The sequence below is a fragment of the Hymenobacter rubidus genome (genome assembly GCF_016734815.1).
Classification (GTDB): domain Bacteria; phylum Bacteroidota; class Bacteroidia; order Cytophagales; family Hymenobacteraceae; genus Hymenobacter; species Hymenobacter rubidus.
Genome location: NZ_JAERQF010000003.1, coordinates 193,660 through 218,133, shown reverse-complemented (window position 1 = coordinate 218,133; position 24,474 = coordinate 193,660). Strand labels below are relative to the sequence as shown.

The 24,474-nt window shown below is 60.8% G+C and carries 26 protein-coding genes; 16 read left to right on the top strand and 10 right to left on the bottom strand.

Annotation, left to right across the window (positions count from 1 at the left end; all coding sequences use genetic code 11):
• Nucleotides 1-92: 92 nt before the first annotated feature.
• The 3 genes from JKL48_RS03655 (at nucleotide 93) to JKL48_RS03645 (ending at nucleotide 2,354) form a co-directional block, all read left to right on the top strand.
• Nucleotides 93-818, top strand: a complete 726-nt coding sequence (locus JKL48_RS03655) for a hypothetical protein (protein WP_201978585.1) — start codon at nucleotides 93-95, stop codon at nucleotides 816-818.
• Nucleotides 819-932: 114 nt separating this feature from the next.
• A complete protein-coding gene (locus JKL48_RS03650; RefSeq protein ID WP_201978584.1) occupies nucleotides 933-1,595 on the top strand; it encodes a hypothetical protein in 663 nt (220 codons plus the stop codon).
• Nucleotides 1,596-1,688: 93 nt separating this feature from the next.
• A complete protein-coding gene (locus JKL48_RS03645; protein ID WP_201978582.1) occupies nucleotides 1,689-2,354 on the top strand; it encodes a hypothetical protein in 666 nt (221 codons plus the stop codon).
• Between the two features lie 183 nt (nucleotides 2,355-2,537).
• Here JKL48_RS03645 and JKL48_RS03640 read toward each other — a convergent pair whose 3' ends face one another.
• Entirely contained in the window at nucleotides 2,538-3,656 is a 1,119-nt protein-coding gene (locus tag JKL48_RS03640; RefSeq protein ID WP_201978580.1) for an endonuclease/exonuclease/phosphatase family protein, read from the bottom strand.
• Nucleotides 3,657-3,713: 57 nt separating this feature from the next.
• Entirely contained in the window at nucleotides 3,714-4,199 is a 486-nt protein-coding gene (purE, locus tag JKL48_RS03635) for a 5-(carboxyamino)imidazole ribonucleotide mutase (RefSeq protein WP_236668610.1), read from the bottom strand.
• Nucleotides 4,200-4,399: 200 nt separating this feature from the next.
• Here purE and JKL48_RS03630 point away from each other — a divergent pair, with 200 nt between their 5' ends.
• From JKL48_RS03630 to JKL48_RS03610, 5 genes are all read left to right on the top strand, one after another.
• Complete coding sequence (locus JKL48_RS03630; protein WP_201978564.1) at nucleotides 4,400-5,020, top strand: MarC family protein; 621 nt, start codon at nucleotides 4,400-4,402, stop codon at nucleotides 5,018-5,020.
• Nucleotides 5,021-5,095: 75 nt separating this feature from the next.
• Entirely contained in the window at nucleotides 5,096-6,130 is a 1,035-nt protein-coding gene (gene hemE / locus JKL48_RS03625) for a uroporphyrinogen decarboxylase (RefSeq protein ID WP_201978551.1), read from the top strand.
• Nucleotides 6,131-6,135: 5 nt separating this feature from the next.
• Nucleotides 6,136-6,651: a hypothetical protein gene (locus JKL48_RS03620; protein ID WP_201978540.1), complete on the top strand. Its 516-nt coding sequence runs from the start codon at nucleotides 6,136-6,138 to the stop codon at nucleotides 6,649-6,651.
• A 47-nt stretch (nucleotides 6,652-6,698) separates the two neighbouring features.
• Nucleotides 6,699-6,896 carry a hypothetical protein gene (locus JKL48_RS03615; protein ID WP_201978537.1) on the top strand — a complete coding sequence of 66 codons (198 nt, stop codon included), beginning with the start codon at nucleotides 6,699-6,701 and terminating at the stop codon, nucleotides 6,894-6,896.
• Nucleotides 6,897-6,925: 29 nt separating this feature from the next.
• Complete coding sequence (locus JKL48_RS03610) at nucleotides 6,926-7,135, top strand: zinc ribbon domain-containing protein YjdM (protein ID WP_201978534.1); 210 nt, start codon at nucleotides 6,926-6,928, stop codon at nucleotides 7,133-7,135.
• A gap of 98 nt (nucleotides 7,136-7,233) precedes the next feature.
• Here the strand turns inward: JKL48_RS03610 and JKL48_RS03605 are convergent, their stop codons facing one another.
• The 5 genes from JKL48_RS03605 to JKL48_RS03585 all read right to left on the bottom strand — a co-directional run bounded on the left by JKL48_RS03605 (nucleotide 7,234) and on the right by JKL48_RS03585 (nucleotide 12,859).
• Nucleotides 7,234-8,232, bottom strand: coding sequence for a bifunctional heptose 7-phosphate kinase/heptose 1-phosphate adenyltransferase (locus JKL48_RS03605; protein ID WP_201978863.1), 999 nt, complete (start codon nucleotides 8,230-8,232; stop codon nucleotides 7,234-7,236).
• 131 nt (nucleotides 8,233-8,363) lie between these two features.
• Complete coding sequence (locus tag JKL48_RS03600; RefSeq protein WP_201978532.1) at nucleotides 8,364-9,584, bottom strand: pyridoxal phosphate-dependent aminotransferase; 1,221 nt, start codon at nucleotides 9,582-9,584, stop codon at nucleotides 8,364-8,366.
• A 151-nt stretch (nucleotides 9,585-9,735) separates the two neighbouring features.
• Nucleotides 9,736-11,748: a glycosyltransferase gene (locus JKL48_RS03595; protein ID WP_201978530.1), complete on the bottom strand. Its 2,013-nt coding sequence runs from the start codon at nucleotides 11,746-11,748 to the stop codon at nucleotides 9,736-9,738.
• A 130-nt stretch (nucleotides 11,749-11,878) separates the two neighbouring features.
• The gene (gene recR, locus JKL48_RS03590) at nucleotides 11,879-12,493 is read right to left on the bottom strand and encodes a recombination mediator RecR (RefSeq protein WP_201978518.1); all 615 of its coding nucleotides are present in this window, start codon (nucleotides 12,491-12,493) and stop codon (nucleotides 11,879-11,881) included.
• 84 nt (nucleotides 12,494-12,577) lie between these two features.
• A complete protein-coding gene (locus JKL48_RS03585) occupies nucleotides 12,578-12,859 on the bottom strand; it encodes an ATP-dependent Clp protease adaptor ClpS (protein WP_201978516.1) in 282 nt (93 codons plus the stop codon).
• Between the two features lie 217 nt (nucleotides 12,860-13,076).
• Here JKL48_RS03585 and JKL48_RS03580 point away from each other — a divergent pair, with 217 nt between their 5' ends.
• Both JKL48_RS03580 and JKL48_RS03575 read left to right on the top strand, forming a co-directional pair.
• On the top strand, nucleotides 13,077-13,634 hold the full coding sequence (locus JKL48_RS03580) for a hypothetical protein (protein ID WP_201978514.1): 558 nt from the start codon (nucleotides 13,077-13,079) through the stop codon (nucleotides 13,632-13,634).
• Nucleotides 13,635-13,668: 34 nt separating this feature from the next.
• On the top strand, nucleotides 13,669-14,415 hold the full coding sequence (locus tag JKL48_RS03575; RefSeq protein ID WP_201978512.1) for a hypothetical protein: 747 nt from the start codon (nucleotides 13,669-13,671) through the stop codon (nucleotides 14,413-14,415).
• Between the two features lie 75 nt (nucleotides 14,416-14,490).
• Here JKL48_RS03575 and JKL48_RS03570 read toward each other — a convergent pair whose 3' ends face one another.
• Nucleotides 14,491-15,132 (bottom strand): YceI family protein, encoded by a 642-nt coding sequence (locus JKL48_RS03570; RefSeq protein WP_201978510.1) that lies wholly within the window; start codon nucleotides 15,130-15,132, stop codon nucleotides 14,491-14,493.
• A 98-nt stretch (nucleotides 15,133-15,230) separates the two neighbouring features.
• Complete coding sequence (locus JKL48_RS03565) at nucleotides 15,231-15,698, bottom strand: MarR family winged helix-turn-helix transcriptional regulator (protein WP_201978501.1); 468 nt, start codon at nucleotides 15,696-15,698, stop codon at nucleotides 15,231-15,233.
• A 159-nt stretch (nucleotides 15,699-15,857) separates the two neighbouring features.
• Between JKL48_RS03565 and JKL48_RS03560 the strand changes: the two genes are divergently transcribed.
• Nucleotides 15,858-16,436, top strand: coding sequence for a DUF6799 domain-containing protein (locus JKL48_RS03560; RefSeq protein WP_201978488.1), 579 nt, complete (start codon nucleotides 15,858-15,860; stop codon nucleotides 16,434-16,436).
• Nucleotides 16,437-16,530: 94 nt separating this feature from the next.
• On the opposite strand, the gene JKL48_RS03555 is transcribed toward JKL48_RS03560, so the two are convergent.
• A complete protein-coding gene (locus JKL48_RS03555; RefSeq protein WP_201978478.1) occupies nucleotides 16,531-17,538 on the bottom strand; it encodes an enolase C-terminal domain-like protein in 1,008 nt (335 codons plus the stop codon).
• A gap of 205 nt (nucleotides 17,539-17,743) precedes the next feature.
• Between JKL48_RS03555 and JKL48_RS03550 the strand changes: the two genes are divergently transcribed.
• The 5 genes from JKL48_RS03550 to JKL48_RS03530 all read left to right on the top strand — a co-directional run bounded on the left by JKL48_RS03550 (nucleotide 17,744) and on the right by JKL48_RS03530 (nucleotide 24,464).
• Nucleotides 17,744-18,961 carry a DUF6799 domain-containing protein gene (locus JKL48_RS03550; RefSeq protein ID WP_201978476.1) on the top strand — a complete coding sequence of 406 codons (1,218 nt, stop codon included), beginning with the start codon at nucleotides 17,744-17,746 and terminating at the stop codon, nucleotides 18,959-18,961.
• Between the two features lie 158 nt (nucleotides 18,962-19,119).
• Nucleotides 19,120-20,502, top strand: a complete 1,383-nt coding sequence (locus JKL48_RS03545; protein WP_201978474.1) for a dicarboxylate/amino acid:cation symporter — start codon at nucleotides 19,120-19,122, stop codon at nucleotides 20,500-20,502.
• A 216-nt stretch (nucleotides 20,503-20,718) separates the two neighbouring features.
• Nucleotides 20,719-21,378: a hypothetical protein gene (locus JKL48_RS03540; protein WP_201978472.1), complete on the top strand. Its 660-nt coding sequence runs from the start codon at nucleotides 20,719-20,721 to the stop codon at nucleotides 21,376-21,378.
• Between the two features lie 107 nt (nucleotides 21,379-21,485).
• The gene (locus tag JKL48_RS03535; RefSeq protein ID WP_201978470.1) at nucleotides 21,486-22,034 is read left to right on the top strand and encodes a hypothetical protein; all 549 of its coding nucleotides are present in this window, start codon (nucleotides 21,486-21,488) and stop codon (nucleotides 22,032-22,034) included.
• 75 nt (nucleotides 22,035-22,109) lie between these two features.
• Nucleotides 22,110-24,464 carry a GAF domain-containing protein gene (locus JKL48_RS03530; RefSeq protein WP_201978468.1) on the top strand — a complete coding sequence of 785 codons (2,355 nt, stop codon included), beginning with the start codon at nucleotides 22,110-22,112 and terminating at the stop codon, nucleotides 24,462-24,464.
• The last annotated feature ends 10 nt before the right edge of the window (nucleotides 24,465-24,474 follow it).

The following is a 24,474-nucleotide window of genomic DNA, read 5'->3' as shown; positions in this document are numbered from 1 at the left end:
CCGGAAGCGTTGCTTCCGGCCTTTTTTTGTAGGTTTATGGCATGTTGATTTGGTGGAATTTCAGGCTTTGGCTGATTGGCTTTTTGATGTTTTTGGGCAGCGCTGTAGCAATGGCGCAGGACAAACCGGTTTTGGGTGGCATGGGTGCCGCCCCGGCTTCTAAGATTCCGGTGCCGCAGGTGGTGCGGGCCAGCGCAGCCGATACCTCCCGGTTTCCGCTCACTTATTGCATCGCGCTACCGGCCATCACTCCTGCCGAACAGTGGGAAAAGGACTACGCCCGGTATCAGCGCCTAGTGCCTCCGGAAACCAAGAAAACCCAGGAAGGCCTCGATTTTGTGGCCCTCAATGGCGTAAGTACCTGGTGGTGCGCCAACTCGGCCAGTCCCTACGCCCAATTGGATACAACCACCCGCATTGCCGACGCCCAACGATTGGTGGGCGAATGGCACGGCGTGGCCAACCGGCTCATCACCCACATTGACTCGTTTTCGATAGCCGACCAGAAGTTTTACCGCAGCGCCTTAGCGCGGGATACCCCCGGCCCGTTCACCATCCGATTCACGGCGAGCAAGCTGCAGCTGAAGCCGGCGTCGCTGCGGCGAAACCGGGCGCATAGACACTACGTGCTGCTCAACCAGCGCTATTTGTTGCTGTATGGATTGGCGAAAAGCAACGGCAACGTGTCGCTGGTGGGCCTGGACCCGGCGGGCCGGCTTGTGTTTCACACCAGCACCGTGGTCGAGCGCAAAGTGCGCGGGCAATACCACACGTACCAAACGGTGACACGCCAGCTCATTTGCGAGCGAGCGCAGTGAACTCTTCCCGGTTTGGGGACCACGCAATCTACGTAAAACAAGTACCGGCTGCTGCTTTCGGCAGTTTTTGTTTCCTTTGTTTGCCGGCAAGTGGCGCGGCTGTTTCCTGTATCCATGCTTGATTTTCTACCCTTTCAGTCATTTCCATCGGCCGAGGCGGCCCAGCCGCTGCTGGCCCTGCTGCGGCAGCGCGGCATTCCCTTCGAAACGGCCACTGATACCGGCGAGCCCGTGTTCAACCCGGCCTTCACCTTCAACAATACCTACGCCACTTTCGTGGTGAAGCTGCACGGCGCCGACTTTGAGTGGGTGCGGCGCCTGCAGGAAGACGCTAACCGCGACGCCCTGGCCGCCCTCAGCCCCGACCATTACCTGTTCAGCTTCTCCGATGTGGAGCTGTTCGACCTGCTGGCCCGGCCCGAGGAATGGAGCCCGCTGGATGTGACGCTGGCCGGCCAACTGCTGCGGCAGCGCGGACGCGACGTGTCGCCCGATGCCATCCGGCTGCTGCGGCAGCACCGCGTGGCCGTGCAAGCCCAGCCCGAGCGCAACAACACCGGCCGCATTCGGCTGGGCTATTTATTTGCGCTGCTTGGAGGCTTCGGGGCTATTTTTATGGGCTGGGAGCTGTATTCGCACAAAAAAACGCTGAACGACGGGCGGCAGGTGCCCTCCTACCCGGCCCACGACCGGGTGCACGGCCTGCGAATCATGACGTTGGGCGTCGCCAGCTTTATTATCTGGATTGTGGTGCGGCTGTGGGTGTTGCCGCAATAAAGCCGGCATTCGCACCCATTCGCGCCCAATTCGCGTAAGCACGTCCATTGTGACTCATCGCATTTTATTCTTGCTCTCACCGTTTTTCTTTTTATGAACTTCTCTTCCCTTCTGTTTCCCGCCCGGGCCCTGGCTTTGGGGGTACTGCTCACGGCTGTTTACTCGTGTAGCGTGAGCGAACAAGTAAAGGACAAGCCGACCGGCAAAGCCGCATCGAGTGAAGCGCTCGAAAACGAGGCGTATAACCGCATGCAATACCGGCTCAATTTTATGGACGCTGCCAAGCTGGGCGGTCAGGATATTCTGTTTGTGCGCCAGGCCTCCGACCTCACGGCCGCCCAGCAGGCCCGCATGCAGTCGGGCCTGCAAGGCGGGCGCCTGCCCTTGCACCTGCTGATGCGCGTGTACGCCCGCAACGCCAGTTCCACCACCGGTATCCAGCTGAAGCAATTGGATTACAAGCTGCTGCTCGACGGCAAAGAGCTGGCCACGGGCAGCACCGGCGCCAATACCGTCCTCGAATCGAGTGCCATTGGCACCCTGCCGGTGATGGTGGACCTGAACGTGACCCCCGCCTTGCTGGCGGGCCGCACACCGGCCGATTTTGCCGCTGGCCTTGCCGATTTTACCGGTCCCAAACGCCGGATGACCATGCTTATCCGCCCCAATTACGTGGGCGCTTCGGGCCGCCAGGTTCCGGTTTCGGACTTTGAGCCCATTGAGCTGGTCACGGCCAAACGCTCGGTTTCAACCAAATAAGCAGGCGGCAGTCCGTTTCAACCAAAAGCCCGATGTACCAATGGTGCATCGGGCTTTTGGTTGAAACGGGGTTTAGGAATAGGAAGTGAGCAGGATTAGGCTTTGGGTTGTGGCGCAACTTCCCGTCATGCCGAGCGCAGCGCTGCATGACGGGTTGACGGCTTTTGGAACTGCTTCTACTCCTCACTCCTCTCCTTGCAGCACGTCCTCTACGCCTTCTTCAATTTTTTCTTCGGCTTCTTCGTGGTCGTCGGCATCGGCGGCTTCCAGTTCGGCTTCCTGCTCCTGCCAGCCGCTGGGCTCGTAGCTGAGGCGAATGTAGATGGGGTAGTGGTCGGAGCCGATGTGGGTGAGGCGCTCCAGGCGCTGGAGGCGGAAGTGCGCCGAATGAAAGACGTGGTCGAGGGGCCAGCGCAGCAGCTTGTAGTCGGCGTGGAAGGTGGGCAGCAGGCCCCGGCCAATGCGCGGGTCGAGCAGGCGCGAGAGGCGCCGAAACAGCTCCGACGTGTGCGACCACGCCACGTCGTTGAGGTCGCCGGCCACGATGGTGGGGCCGTCGCGCTCCTGAATAAACTTGCCCACCACCAGCAGCTCCGCGTCGCGGCGGGCACTGTTTTTCGATTCCTGCGGGGCGGGCGGCTTGGGGTGCAGAAAGTGCAGGCTGACGGGCAGGCCGCTGGGCAGCACCACGCTGCCGTGAAACGACGGAATATCGGGGTCGAGGATGAAGCGAATGTGGGGCTGGCGCAACGGCAGCCGCGAAAACACCAGCATGCCGTAGGTATTGGGCAGCGGAGCGTGGCAGGTGTACGGATAGTCCGCCTCGATGCGGCGGAGCTGGCTCAGCCACCAGTCGTCGGTTTCCACGGCCAGCACCACGTCGGGCTGGTAGTGCCGGATGTGGCCCAGGCAGCGCGAGGCGTCGCGGTTGTACATCAGCACGTTGGCCACCATCAGGCTGAGGTGGTGCTCGTCTTCGGTGGCGGGGCGGCTGGCATCGGCCACCTGCTTGCGGTGCAGGGGCGTGTAGGGCCAGATGCGGCTGAGCTGGTACACCAGGGCCACGCCCAGGCTCGCCACAAAAAAGCTGTGCCCGAAGCTATGGACCGTGGGCAATGCCAGCGCGGCTCCCAGGCTCAGGGCCAGTCCCGCCACAATTTGCAAGCGCGGAAAGTCGCAAATCCGAATCCACCACGCGGTTTGGCGGAAGATGGGCAGCACGGTTACCAGCAAGCCCAAATTCCCCAGAATCAACGTTGCCCAGTATCCGGTGGTCAGCAATGCAGTAAGAAAAGTGGGCATGAAATAAAAGCGGGTGGGAATGGAAGCACGAGCAGGGTACGCGGAAAGCCCGGCACCTTATACATCGTCCTGAAACCCGCCTTTGCGCAATTCTTCAATCGTGCGCATCACCCGGTCTTTGAGGGTGGTGCGGTATTTTTCCAGCGCATCGGCCAGGCGCGCATTGCCAATGGCCAGTATCTGGGCAGCCAGCACGGCGGCATTGGCGGCGTTGTCGAGGCCCACGGTGGCCACGGGCGTTCCGGTCGGCATCTGAATCATGCTCAGAATCGAATCGAGCCCCTGAATGGACAGCGTGCTGTTGATGGGCACCCCAATGACGGGCAGCGTGGTGAAAGCCGCCACCATGCCGGGTAGGTGGGCCGCGCCGCCCCCGCCCGCGATGAGCACGCGCAGGCCGCGCTTGCGGGCACTTTCGGCGTACTCCACCATGCGGTGCGGCGTGCGGTGCGGCGACACCAGCGTGATGTCGTAGGGAATGTGGAACTGGCGGAGCACATCGGCCGCGGCCGACATGATTTTCAGGTCCGATTTCGACCCCATGATGATGCCCACAATTGGGTTTTCGGTCACGGGGCGGTCATCGTCGGTGCCCGGCGAAGCGGCCGGGGTGGAAGCGTCAGGTATCATTCAGGCGAAGTAAGAAAAAGTTAACCGGGAGCGTGCGGCGGGCAGCCGCGCCGTTGAGGCGGCAAAATAGTACTTTTCCCTCCGGTCCGGCCATTCTCCTACCTTTGCGCCCCATGGAAGTTCTGCTCGCCACCTTCACCACCCTGTTTTCCATCGTCAATCCCTTCGGTGCGATGCCGGTGTTCCTCACCCTCACGGCCGACGACCGGGCTTCGGAACGGGCACGTACCGCGCTGAGGTCCTGCGTCTACATGGTGGCCATTCTGAGCGTGGCCTTCTTCGGCGGGCAGTACATTCTCAACTTCTTCGGCATCAACATTCAGCATTTGCGCATTGCGGGCGGCATCTTGCTCATGCGCTCGGCCTTCGAGCTGCTCACGCCCGGCGCCAACCGCGACCGGGTGGGCCCCGACGCCCTCGAAGAAAGCAAGCACAAAGACGACATCAGTTTCACGCCGCTGGCCATGCCCATGCTGTCCGGGCCGGGCTCTATGGCCATCTGCATCGGCCTCATTCGCCCCACGTATTTCGATAAGGCCATGACCATTGCCGGCTTCGCGCTGGTGGCACTGGCGGCGTTTGTCATTTTGCTGTTTTCGTTGCGCCTCACGCGCGTGCTGGGCAAGCCGGGCATGGCAGCCATGTCGCGCATCATGGGCTTTATTACGCTGGCCATTGGCGTCAATTTCCTGGCCACGGCCATTGCGGCCTTATTTCCCGGTTTGACGCGCTAGGGTAGCAGTAGGCTTTTGGTTGTCGGGGCATCATGCGGCGTCCCTTAGCCTCCCGCCGTACCTTTGGGCTTCCTTATGCTGAAAAACGACCTTTTCCTCCGGGCTGCTCGTGGCGAAGCCACCGAGCGCCCCCCCGTCTGGCTGATGCGCCAGGCCGGCCGCATCCTGCCCGAATACCGCGCCCTCCGCGCCCGCCTCTCCGGCTTCAAAGAGCTGGTCGAAACCCCCGAACTGGCCGCCGAAGTCACCATCCAGCCCATCGACGCGCTGGACGTAGACGCCGCCATCATTTTCTCCGACATCCTGGTGGTGCCCGATGCCATGGGCCTGCCCTACGAAATGGTGGAGTCGCGCGGCCCGCTGTTTCCCACCACCATCAAGTCGGCGGCGGACATCGACAAGCTCCGCATCCCCGAGCCCGAAGAAGGCCTGGGCTACGTGCTGGAGGCCCTTCGCATCACCAAAAAAGCCCTCAACGGCCGGGTACCGCTCATTGGGTTTGCCGGCGCGCCGTTCACCATTCTGGCCTACATGGTGGAAGGCCACGGCTCCAAAACCTTCTCAAAAGCACGCGGCATGCTCTACCGCGAGCCCGCCCTGGCGCACCGCCTGCTGGCCAAAATCACCGCCACCACCGTTGCCTACCTCAAGGCACAGGTAGCGGCTGGCGCGCAAGTGGTGCAGGTCTTCGACTCGTGGGCCGGCATCCTGCCGCCCGCGCACTACACCGAATTTTCGGCCCGCTACATTGCCGAAATCTGCGAAGCCCTGGCCCCCTTGGTGCCCGTCACCGTGTTTGCCAAAGGCGCGTGGTGGGCCGTGCCGGAGTTCGCCGCCATGCCCTGCCGCACCATCGGGCTCGACTGGAACCAGACGCCCGCCCACGTCCGCGCCGAAGCCGGCGACAAAACCCTGCAAGGCAACCTCGACCCCTGCGCCCTCTACGGCACGCCCGCCCAGGTACGCGCCGCCACCGAAACCATGCTCCGCCAGTTTGCCGGCGGCCCCCACATTGCCAACCTTGGCCACGGCGTTTACCCGGACACGAATCCGGACAACGTGCGCGTGTTCGTGGAAACGGTGAAGACGTGGCGGGGGGGAAAGTTTTAACCAGTATGAGCAGAATTGGAATAGGCTTTTTGCTCGCGTTGCCAGCCCTGAGCAGTCAGGCACAAACGCAGCGCACGTCTGTTGCCATCGACAAGAAAGACCGTCTGACGTTTGAGCGAGTTCCTTTTAGTGCGACCGGCAAAACATTCAAATACGTAGCGAACAAGCAGCCCAACGGAACAAAAACGCTGATTGCCATCAACGGCAAACCGGTCTTTGGTACCGACGGCGAACTGCCGAAGTACACGCTAAACAAGGCATCTGTGCTCTTCAAGAGGCATTCCTACCTTTTGCCGGTAAGCGGCATGTATAACCCGTGGTTTGGTCAGAAGCTGGACAAGCAATTTGTTCAGTTGAAGAAGGCCGGCGACACGCTCACCATCCAAGCCGTTTTTTCCGATGGTGCCGGTTCTTATCTAGCAGAGTGGAAAATCGACGGAGATTCTGCAAAAAGAACTTTACTGACCGCTGACGATGCAGTAGTGACAGGGTTCTTCCAGTCAAATCCAGGCGGCGAATAGGTAAATGCCGGTTTAAATACCCTCTGTTTCTCCTCAAACCAATCCTCATGTTCGGTCCCGTCTTTTACCTCACCCTCGCGCTGTTACTGGCCCTGTTGGCCTTCATGTGGCGCTGGTTTCTGCGGCGACCGGAGCGCTCTACGTTCGAAACCTTGCTGGTGGTGCTGGCTACGCTGGGCAGCTTGTCGCCCCTGCTGTTTCTGCTGTACCTCTATTTTTCCGGCGCTGCCACGGGCTTGAAATAACGCCCGGTCACCCATTTTCCAACCAGTTCATGGACGTAAAAGACAGCAACGGCAGCCTGCTCGCCGAAGGCGACTCGGTCACCCTCATCAAAGACCTCAAAGTAAAAGGCTCCTCGCTCACGCTCAAGCGCGGCACGCTGGTCAAAAACATCCGCCTCACCAACAGTGCTGCCGAGATTGAAGGCCGCGCCGGCGGCAGCACCATGGTGCTGAAAACCGAGTTTCTGAAGAAGGCTTAGCATGTAGCGCGGACTTTGTAGTCCGCGTTCCCGAGCCGTATCAACGATTATAAACGGCGCGGGGACGCGGACTACAAAGTCCGCGCTACGTGGCGCTACTACAATCCCGCAGCCTGCGCTTCTTCCAGCAGCCGCTGTTTCTCCACGGGCACCACGCCTACTTGCTCGCACACCAGCCCGCCGCCCAGGTTGGCCAGCGCTGCCGTGAAAGCCGCCGGCTGCCCCAGCGCCACGCACAAGGCCGCGATGCTGATAACGGTATCGCCCGCGCCCGACACGTCTGAGATAGTGCGCAGGTGGGCCGGCAGGTAGGTTTTCACGTCTTCCTGCTGGGCAAATACGCCGTACTCGGAAAGGGTGACCAGCACGATGTCGGGCGTCAGGGTTTCGCGCAGCCGGGCCACGGCGGCCTCGAACCCGGCGCGGTCGGTGTTGGGCTCGCCAAATTCCAGCTTCAGGCCCTCGCGCAGCTCCTTGAGGTTGGGTTTGAAGAGCGTGCAGTGGCGGTAGGCCAGGAAATTCTTCTTCTTAGGGTCCACTACGGTGGGAATGTTGCGCTGCCGGGCCCGCGCAATGCACTCCGTAATAATAGCCTCGCTGAGCACGCCCTTGTCGTAGTCCTCGAAAATAACTACATCGGCGCGGGCCAGCAGGTCGTCGTAGGCAGCCAAGAGCTGGGCAGCTTCTTCGTTGTTGAGGTCGGTTTCAATCTCTGAGTCGATGCGCAGCAGCTGCTGGCCGTGGGCCAGAATGCGCTGCTTCACCGTGGTGGGTCGGGCGGCGCTGCGAATGAGGCCATCGGCGGGCAGGTCGTGGTCGTGCAGCAGTTGTAGGAGCTGGTCGCCGCCCGCGTCGGTGCCAATCACGGCGCAGAGCAGCGGCGTTGCGCCGAGGGCCTGCACGTTCAGGGCCACATTGGCAGCCCCGCCGAGGCGGTTTTCGGTGCGGGCTACGTGCACCACGGGTACGGGCGCTTCGGGTGAGAGGCGCGTGGCCCGGCCCCACACGTAGGCATCCACCATCACGTCGCCGATGATGAGGACGCGGAGGTTGTTGAAATCCCGGAAGAGGTCGGCGAGGGAGGAAACGGGAGTAATCAAATCAACAGAAATAAGCTGTCATCCTGAGCGTAGCGAAGGACCTTATCACGGTTGCGTCGATTGAGTTACTGCAAGCTGTTCAACCGTGATAAGGTCCTTCGCTACGCTCAGGATGACAGACGTAAAGTTTACAACTTTGCCAAACTAGCCCTGATGCGCCTAAATGCCTCTACCAGCTTGTCATCGGCGGCGGCAGTGCTGAAGCGGATGCACTCCGGCGCCCCAAAGGCATCGCCCGACACGGCCGAAACGTGGGCGTCGTTCAGCATGAACAGCGCCAAATCCAACGCATTGTTGATGACGCTGCCATCGGGCGTGGTACGGCCAAAGTAGGCCGAGACTTCTGGGAAAATGTAGAACGCGCCGCTGGGCGTGGGTGTATTGAAACCGGGAATGTCCTTCACGATGTCGAGTACCAAGTCGCGGCGGCGGCGGTAGGCTGCCACCATCTCATCGGCCGAGGCACGGCCACCGCGCAGGGCCGCCAGCCCCGCCCGCTGACTGATGGAGCACGTGCCGGAGGTAATCTGACTCTGCATCTTCTCGCAGGCGGCCGCAATATCCGGCCGGGCAGCGAGGTAGCCCAGGCGCCAGCCCGTCATAGCGTAGCCTTTCGAGAAGCCATTCACGGTGATAACCCGGTCCTTCACTTCAGGGAAATGGGCCAGGCTGGCGTGCTCGCCCACGAAGTTGATGTACTCGTAAATCTCATCGGCCAGCGCATACACCTGCGGGTGGCGGGTCAGCACTTCCGCAATAGCGCCCAGCTCTTCGCGGCTGAAAACGGCCCCGGTGGGGTTGCAGGGCGACGAATACATCACCAGCTTGGTACGGGGCGTGATGGCGGCTTCGAGCTGCGCGGCCGTCACCTTGTACTCGTTGGCCAGGGTGCCGCGCAGCTCTACGGTCACGCCGTCGGCCAGCTTCACCATTTCCTCGTAGCTCACCCAGTAGGGCGAAAACACGATGACTTCATCGCCGGGGTTTACCAGGCTGAGCACAGCGTTGGCCAGGGCCTGCTTGGCGCCGGTGCTCACCACAATCTGGTTGGGCAGGAAATCGAGCTGGTTATCGCGCTTGAATTTGTCGCAGATGGCCTGCCGCAACTCCGGGATGCCGGGTACGGGCGTGTAGAAGGTATAGCCGTCGTCCAGGGCCTGTTTGGCGGCGTCCTTGATGTACTGCGGCGTCTGGAAATCGGGTTCGCCGAAGCTAAGGTTGATGACGTCGACACCCGTGGCCATCAGTTCGCGGGCCTTCTTGACCATGGCAATGGTGGCGGGCTCGTTCATCGCCAGCAGGCGGTCAGATAGTGGCGAAGTAGTGACGGGCGCGGCGGTATCGGGCATAGTACGGCGGTAATTGGTGCGGTAAAGGTAATTCCAACTGTCATCCTGAGCGCAGCGAAGGACCTTCTCACGCAAGAACAACTAACAGTGGCTCCCCATTAGCCAGGACGTGAGAAGGTCCTTCGCTGCGCTCAGGATGACAGTAGGGTAGCTACTGCCCCAGGCGGCGCCAGCAGTGCCAGAGCACGCTCACGTCGGTGCTGGGCTCGTAGTCCTTGGCATACAGCAACTCCAGACGCCGGCGCGTCACCGCATTCAGGGGCGCGGCCGAGGCGGCGGCATCGGCGGGCGAAAGCACGGCGGGTACCGTGCGGGCCGGGCCGCTCATGTAGCGCAGGCCCACCCAGGTGCGGCTGCCAAAAAGCACGGCCACGCAGTTGCGCAGGAAACCCGCTTTTTCCGGCTGAAACCACACGAGCAGCGGCGCCGCTACCAGCAGCGCAGTGCTGCTCATCACGTCGAGCAGGCGCTTGGCGCGGGCCTGCTGGGGCTGGTAGAGGTTCAGGGCAATATCGAGGGTGTAATAGTCGCCGGGCGCGTCCTTGCTGCTGCTGCCGATGATGTACTGGCTGTCTTCGGGCAGAATTTTGTAGGCCACCGGCGGGTCGGCCGGTAGGCTTAGCATCAGAGTGATGATTTGGCTGGCGGGCAAATCTTTGCCGCAGAATATCAGCTCATTCAGCGCGTAGATGCGGATAATATCAGCCAGCTGGCGCAGCTCACCCAAGGGCTCGTCGGGCGGTGCTTCGGCCAGGTAGTGTGCCGAATCGTCGGCAAAGACTGGGACCAGGGCCGCCGCCACCGGAGCCGTTTCGACGTAGCCAATTACGCGGGCCGACACATGAGCAGCCTCCAGCAGCTGGCGTACGCGGTGGCTTTCGAGCCCCGAGCCCACAATGGCAATGTTTTTCTGCCGCCGCTCGCTCAGGCGCAGGTTTTTGTAGAGCAGGAAGTGGGCCAGCAACTGCCGGCCCACCAGCGCCGCCACGGCCCAAGCCCCGCCCAGAATAATCAGGGCCTTGGAAAAGCGCCAGGCATCGAGAAAATTTGACGCCGCCGAAATCAGCAGCGTGCCCACAAACACGCCCCGCACCACCCGCGAGGTGTGCACCGGCGGGTCGTAGGCCCCGCTGAGGTAGGCCGAGGTCATCCAAATCAGGATGTAGGCCGGCACGGCCACCGCCATGTACTGCGGCGGGTAGGCCCCCGGCACAAACTTGTGGTTGTGTTCCCAGTACGTTTTCAGGAAGAACATGCCGGCCCAAATCAGGCCGGCGTCGAGCAACAGCGGGGCAATGCGCACGGCCAGCCGCTCGGCCACGGCCGCGCCCGCCCGCAGCCAGATGGCAGCGTTAATCAGCAGTGAAAACAAGCCCGCCCGGCCCGGCGCAAAATGCTTCCGGGCGAAAATGACCATGGCCCGGTAGAACACAAACACGTAGTTGACGCTGGTGCGCTTTGTGCTTTCGCCCTTGTAATGAATGATGCGCGTGCCGGGGAAATAATGGTTTTTCCAGCCGCCCCGCGTGAGGCGGTACGAGAGGTCGATGTCCTCGCCGTACATAAAATAGTCTTCGTCGAGCAGACCCACCTCGTCCAGCGCCGCTTTGCGCAGCAGCATGAAAGCGCCACTCAGCACCTCTATTTCGTGGGTCTGGTCTTTGTCGAGAAAGCCCAAGTGGTAGCGCCCAAAAGTGCGCGACTTCGGAAACACCCGCGCCAGCCCAAACATCTTGTAGAAGGCCACGGCCGGCGTGGGCAGGGCCCGCTTGCTTTCGGGCAGGAAACGCCCCTGGCCGTCGAGCATTTTTACGCCCAGCCCGCCGCAGTCGGGGTGCGCGTCCATGAAATCGCAGCAGGCCCGGAAGGTATCTTCCTCCACCACCGTGTCGGGGTTGAGCAGCAGCTGGTACTGGCCGGTGGCGCGGCGCAGGGCCTGGTTGTTGGCCTTCGAAAAGCCGGGATTGTCGCGGTTGGCTATCAGAATAACTTCGGGAAACCGCGTCCGCACCATGGCAACCGAGCCGTCAGCCGAATTGTTATCGACTACAAACACCTCCACGGGCTCCCCTAGCTTCTCCACCGCACGCCGCACCGAAAGCAGCGCCTGCTCCAGAAAGTAGCAGACGTTGTAGTTGACGATTATGACGGAGAGCTTCACCACGACAAGGCGAAATTAGAACGAGTACCCCGAAATTTCATTTCGGCCGGCCGCATAACTACGCCGCGGACGCGAAAGGAGATTGTGGGGTACTCGTATGAATGGCCGAAATAGATTTCGGGGAAATAAGGCATCAGCGGGCCTGGCGCAGGCGGTCGACAATGCTGCGGCCGAGGGTGATTTCGTCGGCGTATTCCAGCTCGCCGCCCATCGGAATGCCGCGGGCAATGGTGCTGATGTGCACGTTGGGCAGGTCGCGCAGGCGGCGCGAGAGGTAGAAAGCCGTGGTGTCGCCCTCCATGGTGGGCGAAATGGCCAGAATGATTTCGCGCACTTCCGAGTCTTCGGCCGAAGCCCGCTCCACCAGCGAATCAATGTGCAAATCGGAAGGCCCGATGCCCTCAATGGGCGAAATGACGCCTCCCAGCACGTGGTACACGCCCTTGTACTGCCCCGTGTTCTCAATGGCAATCACGTCGCGCACGTCCGACACCACGCACACCAGGCTGTGGTCGCGCAGCTTATTGGCACAAATTCCGCACTCCTCGGCGTCGGAAATGCTGTGGCAGGTTTTGCAATACGTGATTTCGAACCGCATTTTGGCCAGCGCCTCGGCCAGCGTGGCCGTCGTGTCCATCTCGGCCTTCAGCAGGTGCAGGGCCAGCCGCAGGGCCGTTTTGCGGCCAATGCCGGGCAGGCGCGCCAGCTCCCCAACGGCGTTTTCAATCAGTTTTGACGGGAATTCCATGTAGTCTAGTTGTCAGTTAGTCGTTGTCGGTTGTTAGCCTCTGCCATCAGCACAACCTGACAACCGACAACTAACAACGGGCAACTACACGACGTCGGCCGAAATGCCACGGTCATGAATGGCGGAGCACAGCGGCTCCAACTCTTCGTAGGTGCCCATCTTGACGGCGCATTTGCCCTTGTAATGAATGAGCAAGGTGCATTGCTCAGCCTGTTCGGGCTGGTGGCCGCACACGTCCATCAGGGTTTTGATGACGTGCTCGAAGGTGTTGATGTCGTCGTTGTAGACGACGAGGTTGCGCAGCTCTACTTCTTCCTCAAGCAGCAGTACCTCTTCATCATAGTCAATTTGCGGTCGGGTGTTCATAGGGCAAATTTACGCAGGAAAACCGGCGTTGAGTAGCTCTTGATAACCCTGATTCCGGCAAATTCGTTTCGCCAGACTGGGACGATTTATAGCAGCGCTGCCGCGCTTAGTAGCGCGAACTTTGTAGTTCGCGTGCCAGAACGATACGACGACCAAACGGCGCAGGTACGCGAACTATGAAGTTCGCGCTACGGCCCATCCATTACTCCCGCTCCCCATGCCCGTTCCCTCCTCCGATTTTAAAAAAGCCCTCAAGCGCCTCCCCGAGTCCGATAAGGAAGCCCTGCTCCTGCGCGCCGTGCGCCGCGACGCCGAGCTCTACGAAACCTTCCGCTTCGAACTGCTGGCCGACGTGACCCTGGGCCAGGTGCAGGAAGAAACCGCCGACCGCATCCACGAGCTGTTTACCGTGGCGGTGTCGGGCCGCCTGCTCAACCGCAGCCTCGTGAAAGCCTTGCGCGCCAGCGTGCAGGAAGCGGCCCGCGCCCGCCGCATCACCAAAAACAAACAGCTTGAAATTGACTTGCTGGTGTACATTTTACGCCAGGCCATCGACAATTATTCGGGCCAGTTCGACAGCGTGTATGACGGCTTCTTTAATGCCACGGCGCGGCTGGCGGCGCGACTTCCGGCCCTCATTCTCAAGAGCCTGCACGAAGATTTGTGGGTGGAATACAAGCCCGAGCTGGACGAGGTATTGCGCCAGCTCCACGGCCGCAGCAAAAGCCACCACCTGAAGTTTGAGCTGCCTTGGCAGTTTCAGATTCCCGAGTAGCTTTGTGCTGAATTGTCTACCCTAAAATCAATACATGACCCCACGGTTTACTTCCCTCGTGGCCAGCGCCCTGCTGGCCCTTTCCACTGGCTGCGCCGGCAGCTACAACGCCATTCGCCCCGACCGCATCAACACCTACATTCCCTCGCATTCGTCGGGGCCCGTCGAGTTGGGCTACCAGTTTGACGTGCTCCGCCTGCGCGGCAACAAGAAATACGTCAAAAAGGAAAACAAGCGCGGCTACCACGTAGCCGCCGTGAAGGTGACCAACAACTGGGACCGGGACGTGAATTTTTCGCGCGACCTGACGCTGCTCTACGGCGACCGTTCCATCATCCCCATGGCCCCCGACGTAGCCGCAAAATCATTGCGGCAGGGCATCGCCATCTACCTGCTCTACCTGCTGCTCAACGGCAACTATGGCGGCACCTACAACTCCAGCACAGGCCAGACCACCGGCGGCACTTACCTGCCCCTCGGCTTTTTTCTCACCGGCGGCAACATGCTGGGCGCCGGCCTGGCCAACGGCAACTTGCGCAAAGAGTTTGAGCGCTACGACCTGACCAACCGCACGCTGCACCCCGGCGAAACGGTGTACGGCATCATGAGTTTCCACGAGTCGTCCATGGCGCCCATTCGCCTGGAAATGCGCGGCATTCCGCCCACCGTGGCGGCTCCGGTCACCACGCCGCCGGTAGCCGCACCGGCCGCGGAGCCGACGCCCAGCACGCCGTCCCCGGCACCGGCCGCCAGTCCGGCGCCCGCCACGGCACCGCGCTAGCTTGCCCGCAACACACAAAAAAGCCCTGTCGGTGCAGTACCGACAGGGCTTTTTTGTGTGTTGCGGGCAAGCCAATTAGGCTTTCTTAGCGATAACGTTGAAGGTTAGGTCGAACGTGTCGTAGATGGCTTTGTCGCCGATGCTTTCGAAGAACGACTTCGAGCCATATTTCAGGCCGAATTTGGTGCGGTCGATGGTCACTTTGCCCGAGGCAGCGGCTACGCCGCCTTTCACGCCCACTTTGGCGGGGAAGCTGATGCGCTGCGTCACGCCTTTGATGGTCATGTCGCCGGTGATGGTGGCGTTGTCGGCCTCCTTAGCGGCCCCTTTGATGGGCGCTACGCTCACGATTTTGAACGTCGAGGTGGGGTACGTAGCCACGCCGAAGAAGTCGTCGCTGCTCATGTGGCCCACAAATTTGCCCTGGCTGTCGGCATCCTTGATGTCGGTGGCTTTCAGCGTCTTCATGTCAACAGTTACCGTACCGCCCACGATGGAGTTGCCCTTCACCAGCAATTCGCCGCTGCTGAACTGCATGGTACCATTGTGGCCGTGGGTCACGGCTTTGCCTTCCCAGCCCAAGGTGCTGAGCTGCGGCTGCAATTTGTAAACCGGGTCGGCGGCGGTGGCGGTTTTAGCGGCTTTGGGAGCCGAGGCCGCGGGAGCTACACCGATTACAGCAACAGCAAGCAGGGCGGGCAAGAGAAATTTTTTCATGGGAAAAAGAAATTAAAAAGGTAAGCGGTAATTGAATGGGTGTAAACTTCGGCCGGGCCGTAACGAAAAACGATGCCAGAAAGCGCTGATGAATTGATTTAGGTGGGGTCTTGCGCTGAACTGCGCATTTTATCGAGCAGGAAATTCAGCTGCTGCAACTCTGTTTCGGTGAGCTGCTCGACGCCCGTATCGCGCAACGCACCGGACTCCTCAATCCGGCTGAGCAAGTCGAGGCCGGCGGGGGTGATGCGAATGTCCACGGCACGGCGGTTGGCGGGGCACACGGTGCGCGTCACCAACTTCTTCTCCTCCAGGCGGTCCACAATGCGGGAAGCGTTGCTGGTTTTGTCCAGCATCCGGTCGATGAGCAGCGCCACCGTGGCCGGCAGCGGGTGCTGCCCGCGCAGGATGCGCAAGATGTTGAACTGCGGCAGCGTGAGCCCAAAAGGCTTAAACGCCGCTGCTTGGCGTAGCTGCATCCAGCCGGCCGTATATATCAGGTTGATATGGGCCTTCTGGAATTCGTCGCGGAAAATGGGCTGCTTGATTTCGTCTTCGATGCGCATAGGAGGCAGTGGAATCGGATGCAAATTTATGTACATACATTTAATGTCACAACATCGTTCATGAAATTTTTAAAAATAAATGCCTTGATTTACCACTTCGCCACCCATCTTGGCTCATTCACGTATTGCCGCCCAACCACCATTATTTCCTTTTTTGTCATGCAACGCTTTCTTTTACTCTCCTTTGCGGCGGCTTGCCTGGCCACCGCCCCCCGCTTGGCCGCCGCTCAGGACGGCGGATTTCCGGTGCAAACCACCAAACGCACGGAATTTGTGATGAAAAACGGCGAAGTCATGCGCCGTGAAGGCTCCCAGGTCACGGCCCTCACCCAGAATGTCAAGCTGGACAATGGCGTTAAAATCAACTACAAAAGCGGCATCGTGGAAATGCCCACCGACCGCCTTCACCCCGTAGAAGGGAAAAAAATCACCCTGCACGAAGGCGACTACGTGCGGCCCGACGGGGGCATTGTGTTTGCAACGCCCAGCAGCGCTGCGGCCGCACGGGGCGAGGAGCCGAAGCCAATGCCCGCCGGCGCCGACAAGTTCGACACCTACGTGCAACGCGGGCCCGGTTTCTCCGACCCCGTTACGCAGGTACGCCTGCTCAACCAGAAAGTCGACTTGCTTACCCAGAAGGTATTCCTCCTCAGCCAGGGCCGTACCGAAATGCCCGACACCAAAGCCATCGACAGCGAGCTGGCCAAAATCAACTCCCAGTTGACGGTGCCCAAGTAGACCGCCTCTCCCTTTCACTGCACCAGCACTACCACGGGGCTGCGGAAGCATCAGGCTTTCGCAGCCCTGGTTTTTTGGCCCTTACCGGTAGTATTCACTCCGCCCGGCACAGATAGCCCTCCCGCTCAACCACTGCCCCAAACGGCTCATCCTTCACTATCAGGAAGCCGTCGAGGTCGTGCACGTCGGCCAGCGCACTGATTTGCAGGGCGGCGGCAATGCCAATACTGGTTTCGACCATGCAGCCCAGCATGGGCAGCAGGCCGTGCGCCCGGGTACGGCGCAACAGCTCCATGCCCCGCCGGAAGCCGCCGGCTTTCATCAGCTTCACGTTGACGCCGTGGAACTGTTGGGCAATTTCCGTAAAATCGGCGGCATCGGTTACCGACTCGTCGGCTACCAGCGGCACGGCGCTGCGGGGGCGCAGGTAGCGGTAGTCGGCGGCCAGCGCGGCGGGCATGGGCTGCTCCAGCAAGCGCAGGTGCAGGCCGGGCAGGGCGGCGGCCTGCTCCAGAAATTGCAGCACGCTGTCGGCATCGGGCCAGGTTTCGTTGCCGTCAACGAGCAGGGCGTGGCCGGGCAAGGCACGCGCCACCTCGCGCAGCATGTCGAGCCCTTCGGCCTGGTTCACCTTGATTTTGAGCAGCTGGAAGCGGGCCGCCGCCTGCGCCTGCACGAAGCCGGCCACCGCGCCCGGTTCCATAATGGGCAACGAGAACGCCGTGGGCACGGCGGCGGCCGGCGGCGGCACGCCCAGCCACTGCCACACCGGCTGCCCGGCGCAAGCGGCCAGCCAGTGCACCAAGGCCGCCTCCAGCGCAAAGGCCAGGGCGTGCGCCACCGGCTGGGTTGCCAGCAGCGCGTCCAATGCGGCCAATGAACTCACCTCGCCCAGCCCCTTGGCTTGCAGCTCCGCAAACTGCTGCCGAAGCAATTCGGGGGTTTCGCCGTAGCGCACGTTGGGGGCGGCCTCGCCCACGCCCTGCTGGCCCTGGCCGGCTACGCGCACCAGGAGGTTGGTCTTGGTGCTGGAAGCGTTGCGGGAAATTTTCCAGACGTAGCGCAGGGCCAGCAAGTGTGGCGTAAGGGTCCAGGAGGGCATGGGAAAGGGCAAAACGCGCCGACAAAGCGCCGCAATGGCAGGCAATTACGAACTGGCGGCCAGTGCGTGGCCGGTTGAAAAGCGAAGTTGAACCCCTTTTTCCTGTTGTTGGCCGAAAGAAATCAATGCTGCAAAGTAATGGAAACACCTTTGTTCCATCATACTACAACCTACTTCAATCCAACCTTCATCGCACAGCATTTTCATGAAGACATCAGTACTGGCTTCTCTTCTTTTTGGTTTCCTGCTCGCAGCAGCAAGCTCGCAGCAGGCTCAGGCCCAAGGCAAAAGCAATGAAATCAACAATTCTATTCCGTGGTTCACGGTGCAGAATCAGGCCTTGGTGGTGCAAACGCGTGGCAAAGCCAAGCCCCTGGACAAGGACGTGACCTTGCCCAACGGCATTCGGATAGAATACCGCACCAAATCGGTACTCCTGACCAGTGGCACCCGCGTGCCGATGAAAGAAGGCGATATGCTGAGCCTGAACGGGGAATTTATCGGCAGCCACACGGCTGTTCCGGCGCCGGCCCCCGTTTTTGCCCAAGCATCTGCGCCCACTCCTGCTCCCGAGCCAGTTGCGCCGGCCGCGCCGGCCGCGCCGGTTGCCAGCGGCCCTACGTTCACGTATCGGGCTACTGCTCCGGTCAATGGCAAGCTGCGGGGCATGGTGGAACTGGGTGCCAGCGGTTTCAATATGTTCATTGTTCGGGTGGACGCCCAGCACAACTGGAAGCTGGAAAAATCGGAGTTCGGCAACAGCCTGGTGATGGAGAACATTGCCACGGAGGACGATATCCGGAACGGCTTGAAAGCCTACATCGGTAAGATGCTGGACTTTGGGGTAGCTGCGCGCGACATTCATTTCGTGGTGAGTTCCGGGGCGGTGCTCTCCGAAGGCACGCAGCGCATCATCAAGTCGCTGCAAGCACTTAAATACGTGGTGAATACCGTGACGCCGGAGCGCGAAGGTGCCCTGGGCCTGAAAGCGGCGCTGCCCGCCGAATTTGCCCAGAAAGCTTTTGTGCTGGACATTGGCTCGGCCAACACCAAAATTGCCTGGCTGGCCGGCGACCAGCCGCACGTCGAGGACTCATTCGGCTCCAAGTATTTCCAGAGCAACACCGACGACGCCACCGTGGCGGCCGACATAAAAGCGAAAGCATCCAACATTCCCGCCGCGCTGCGTGGCACCTGCTTTGTGATAGGTGGCGTGCCGTATGAGTTGGCCAAGGCCGACCGCAAAGGCCAGGAACCTTTCACCGTGCTACGCCCTGCCAACAGCTATTCGGAGCTGAACGGCGCCAAAACCAAAGCAGGCCTGAACATTTATCAGGCCGTAGCCGAAGCCACCGGCTGCAAGCAGTTTGTTTTCGGCTACGATGCCAATTTCACCATCGGCTACCTGCTCTCGCTGCCGTAGGCGGGAAGTTTATCAAGCCCCAACAAGCCCCGTGCCGTCGCGCACGGGGCTTTTTTTGAGCCCGGCCGCCCCAAACCAACCGGGCCCGACCGGGCTTGCTGGCGGGATTATGCCGTTCTTTAAACCCTCATTCCGATTTCCTGGCCTTTTTTACTTGCATGGCAAAATCCCGCTACTCCCTCGTTGCCGTCGTTATCCTGCTAATTGCTGGCATCCTAACCCTACTCGTGGCCAACAACCTGGTGGCTTTGCCGGCCGCCGTGCCGGTGGTGGCCCGCTGGCTGGCGCTGGCGGCCGTAGCTGCGGCCGTGGCGCCCCGCCGCTCGCTCACGCTCTGGATTGTGGTGAGCATGTTGGTGGGCATTGAGCTGGGGCACGATGCCCCGGCCGCTGCCATGAGCCTCAAAGTGCTCAGCGACGCGTTTCTGCGGCTGGTGAAAACCATCATCGCGCCGCTGGTTTTTGCCACGCTGGTAGTGGGCATTGCCGGGCACGCCAACCTGAAGCAGGTGGGCCGCATGGGGCTTAAAGCCTTGGTTTACTTCGAAGTCGTCACCACTTTTGCCCTGTTCATTGGCCTGGCCGCCATCAACCTGACCCACGCGGGCGTGGGCATTAGCAAGGCCGGCGTGAAGGAAGAGGCCCTGGCCGCTGCCCCGGCCCAAACCGCCTCCGACATCATCCTGCACATCTTCCCCGAAAACATTGCCAAATCGGTGGCGGAAGGACAGGTGTTGCAAGTAGTGATTTTTGCCATTTTGTTCGCCATTGGCCTGGCTCTCACGCCCGAACGTCCCCGCCGCGTCATGCTGGAGTTCTGCGAAAGTCTCTCGGAGGTGATGTTCAAGTTTACCAACGTGGTCATGTATTTCGCGCCCCTGGGCGTGGGCGGCGCCCTGGCCTACACAGTGGGCAAGATGGGCTTTGCGCCGCTGCTCAATGCCTTGCAGCTGCTCCTGACGCTGTACGGCGCGCTCATTGCCTTTGCGCTATTGGTGCTGCTGCCGGTGGCGCTGCTGGCCCGCATTCCGCTGCGCCGCTTCATCGCGGCCGTGGCCGAGCCCGTGAGCATTGCCTTCGCCACCACATCGTCGGAAGCAGCCCTGCCAAGGGCGATGGAAGCCATGGAAAGCATCGGGGTGCCGCGCCGCATCGTGGCGTTTGTGATGCCCATGGGCTACTCCTTCAATTTGGATGGAACCACGTTGTACCTGTCGCTGGCGGCGGTGTTTGTGGCGCAGGCGGCCGGCGTGCCGTTCACGTTCGGCCAGCAGCTGCTGATGGTTTTCACGCTGATGCTCACCAGCAAAGGCGTAGCAGGCGTGCCGCGGGCCTCGCTGGTTATTTTGTTGGCCACGGTGGCGTCTTTCAACCTGCCCGCGTGGCCCGTTTTCATCATCCTCGGCATTGATGCGCTGATGGACATGGCCCGCACGGCCGTGAACGTGCTCGGCAACTGCCTGGCCTCGGCAGTAGTGGCGCGGTGGGAAGGCGAGTTCGTGGACGACTACCACGGCCCCGACCCGGCCTTGGCAGAATAAGTTTTTTCAGAAACACGAAATAGAACAAAAGCTAGTCGGCCTATTTCACTCCAGCCAAAGGCATTTTTGCGCCACTCGCCGAAATAAAACATGCGTTAACGAGCAGTATGCACTAATTTAGCCCTCATTCCCGGAACGTATTTCTATTCCTGCGTCTTTCAGAATTTTTCTAGCTTTTACTTCTCTTTTTCCGTTATTTTAACCTACCTTACAGCTATGAAACCAACTCGTCAACTTGCCTTACTGGCTTTGGCGCCGGCGTTGCTGCTGGCACCGGCCTGTGTGTCAGTCAAGAACATGATGAAAAGCACGCCCTCGGCAGCGCTGTCCACTCGCTTGCCGGCGCTGGAAATCCTGGCTGACCAAGGCCCGTTGGCGATGAACGACGGCGCCCTGCCCGAAGACCCGCTCAAGCTGTTTCAGCAGGAGTGCCGCACCAACCTGACCGAGCCCACCGATACGGCCACTTACGGCTACGCCAAGCTGATTGTGAAAAAGGTGCGCACCGTGCGCACCGGCCGCGCCGTGCAGGGCCTGCAAGTGCTCACCTTTATGATTCCGGCGGTGATTGGCATTCCGCTGGAATGGTACAAAACCACCCTGCAAGCCGAAGTGCAGGTGAGCGATGCGGCCGGCAACCTGCTGGGCTCGTACACGGGCTCCGGCAACTCGGAAGTGAAAGTGGCCATGTACCACGGCTACTCGCAAACCACCGCCCCACGCCTGGCCGACATCATTGCCCTGCGCGGCGCCATGGCCCAGATTCGCCCCCAGCTCGACACGGCAACGGCGCGCCTGCGCCCCTTGTTGCTGGCGGGTGGCAGCGTGGAGAATCCCACTTTGCCTTCCTCATCCAACGCCACGGGCAGCCGGTAAGCCGCTGCACGGGCATCTGGCTTGGCTAATGCTTCACGTTTTCGGGCCTGCCGTACCCGCCCTGGTGATAGGGGCATAGGTGCGGCGGGCCTTACCTTTGGGGCGCCATGGCCTACCTTCTGCCTTCCCGTTTCCTGACTTTGAGCGCAGCCTTGCTGCTGAGCGGATGCTGCGCCAACGACGTGTGCGACTGCAAAGATGCCCAGGAAGACGTCATTCAATTCCGGTTTTCCTCCGGTTTCAGCACGGCTGACCTCGACACGGTGCTCGTTCAGCGCTACCCGCTGGTCATCACGCCCGCCACAAAACCGGAAACGGTGACGCTCATCCGGGCGGCCAGCCGGGTGTACGACAACATTGAGCTGAACAACACCACGCCCTTCGCGCAGGTAGGCGCCGCCCGGCTGAATAATTACAAGTACGTGGTGCGCTACTACGCCACCCCGCGGCAGCGTCGGTCGGCCATTGCCCTGATTGTAGACAAAGTTGACCTGAAGGGCAGCTTTGGCGGCGGCAACAGCACGGGCTGCTGCACCTGCTACACCAACCTCTCCAAGGCCATTTCCTTCCGCAAGGACAGCACCTTTGCCGAAGCGGCCGACAGCACGCGGGACCTGAAAGCGACCCCGACGCCTACTTTCACCATTCGCAAGTAGGCCGCGGGGCCGCTGACCTGCGTATAACCACTGCCGAGCTGCAACAATTGGCCGGAAATTCGTGTTTTCGCCCTTATGCCCGCTACTCCTACGCTACCGGCCGCGCCCATCCTGCACGCATCGGCAGCCCCCACCCCCAATTTCCCGTTTCGCTCTACGCTCAGCCTGGAGCCGCTGATTGCCTACTGGCGCGAGCGCGAGCAGGCCAGCAATGCGGGCGTGGCGCTGCTGGCCCGCGCCATTGGCGAGCAGGTGGCTGCGGCCCCCTGGTGCCGGGGCCTGCTCACCGATTATACCGTTCTTGAGAACAACTGCGACCTGATTGAAACGCTGATGCTGGCCGTGTTTCCGCCCGCTTCGTTTGCTACCGACATTAGCGGGGTGGTGGGGCCGTACCAGCGGCACAGCTTCTATTCCACGAAGCAGTTTAAGGAGGTGATGCTCAACAAAGACGGCATCATCAAGCAGCCGCTCAACATTGACATGGTAGCCATGGAGCGGCAGATGGGGCTCATGGCGTATCACCTCATCCTGCACCGCGTGTACGGAGCCGAGCTGCCCTCGCTGGGCACCATCGTGTTCACCGTGCCCGACTACAAAATCGGCCTTTACCGGCACTACGGGGTCGATTTCAATTCCGATTTTGTGACGGTGAAAGTGGTGGGCGAACCGCCGGTGCTGAGCCCGGAGCAGATTGAGCTTCTGCTGCACAACCGTCACCGGCCGGAATATTGGCGGGAAATACTTCCATCGGAACACTTTGATTTGGAAGGCTTTAACTATTTGCAGCTGGTTGACATCACCGACCAGGAAATTCTGTCGGAGCTGAAATACGACCTGCTGGAGCGCGACGTGCTGCAAACGCCCGCCCGTTTCGAGCAGATACAGGAAAAGCTGCGCGTGCTGTTTGCCCAGCCGGCGCTGCAACTCGGCATCGCGGCTTACGACGAGAAGAAGCGCGCCTTCGTTGATTTTGGCCGCAAAATCAACCACAGCTTTATCACCAAGCAGGTGCAACACCATGCCGCCAGCAGCGGTTTTCGCATGATATATGAGCGGCTGATGCGTGAGCGTGAGCCCTTGGTGCTGAAGGACGTAGCCACCGCGGACCTGCCGGATGACCTGCGTCAGAAGATTTTGGCCCTGGGCATTCATTCGGCCATACTGGCCCTGCTGCCTTACGGCAACGACACGGTGGGCTTGCTGGAGCTGGGCACCCCAACGGTGAACGGCCTCGACGAGTTTGACATGGACAAGGTGGGGCAGTTTCTGCCGCTGTTTGCCGTGGCCGTGAAGCGCAACGCCGAGGATTTACAGACCCGCATTCAGGCCGTCATTCAGGAGAAATTTACGGCCATTCACCCCACCATGGCCTGGCGCTTCGCCGATGCCGCCCGCAACCTGCTCACGGAGCTGGATGCCGGCAACCGCGCCGCCGAGATGGAAGCCATTGTGTTTGAGGACGTGTACCCGCTGCACGGCTCTTGCGACATTCGGGGCAGCAGCACGGTGCGCAACGAGGCCATTCAGGGCGACCTCATCGAGCACCTCACGCTGGCGAATAAGGTGCTGAAAAAAGCATCAGAATACCAGCAGCTTCCCATTCTGGACGAGCTTAAGTTCTACGTGACCAAGAACCTGAAGCGCCTGCGCGACGGGTTGCTCTCGGGCGACGAGGCCAACATCTACGACTCGCTGAAGCGCGAGGTGGAGCCCTTGTTTGAGTACCTGGCCACGCACACGGCCGACCTGCGCCCCATCATCACGAGCTACTGGAGCAACATTGACCCCAAACTGGGTATTCTTTATAAGCGCCGCCGGGATTTTGAAATCAGCGTGACCACGCTCAACGACGCCGTGAGCGACTACCTGGACGAGGAAGAAGACAAGGCTCAGCTCATGTTTCCGCACTACTTCCAGCGGTACAAGACCGATGGCGTGGAATACAACATCTACGTGGGCAGCACGCTGGTCGAGAACAAGCCCTTCGACCTGGTATTTCTGAAGAACCTGCGCCTGTGGCAATTGCTGACCATGGTGGAAATCACGCGCCGCACCGCTGCGCTCAAGCCCACCCTGCCCGTCCCGCTCGATACCACGCAGCTCATCCTAATTCACGGCCAGTCCCTGAGCATTCGTTTCCGGCAGGACGAGCGGCAGTTTGACGTGGACGGCGCCTATAACATTCGCTACGAAATCATTAAGAAGCGAATCGACAAAGCCACCGTGCTGGGCACCGGTGAGCGGCTCACCCAGCCCGGCACCATCGCGCTGGTGTATGCGCAGACCCGCGAGGCCGTGGAATATTACGAGTACATCGACTACCTACAGGACCGGGGCCTCCTCGAAACCGGCGTGGAAGAGCTGGAGTTGGAAGAATTGCAGGGCGTGAAGGGCTTGTTGGCCCTGCGGGTGCGGGTGAAACTGTAGCGCGGCTTGA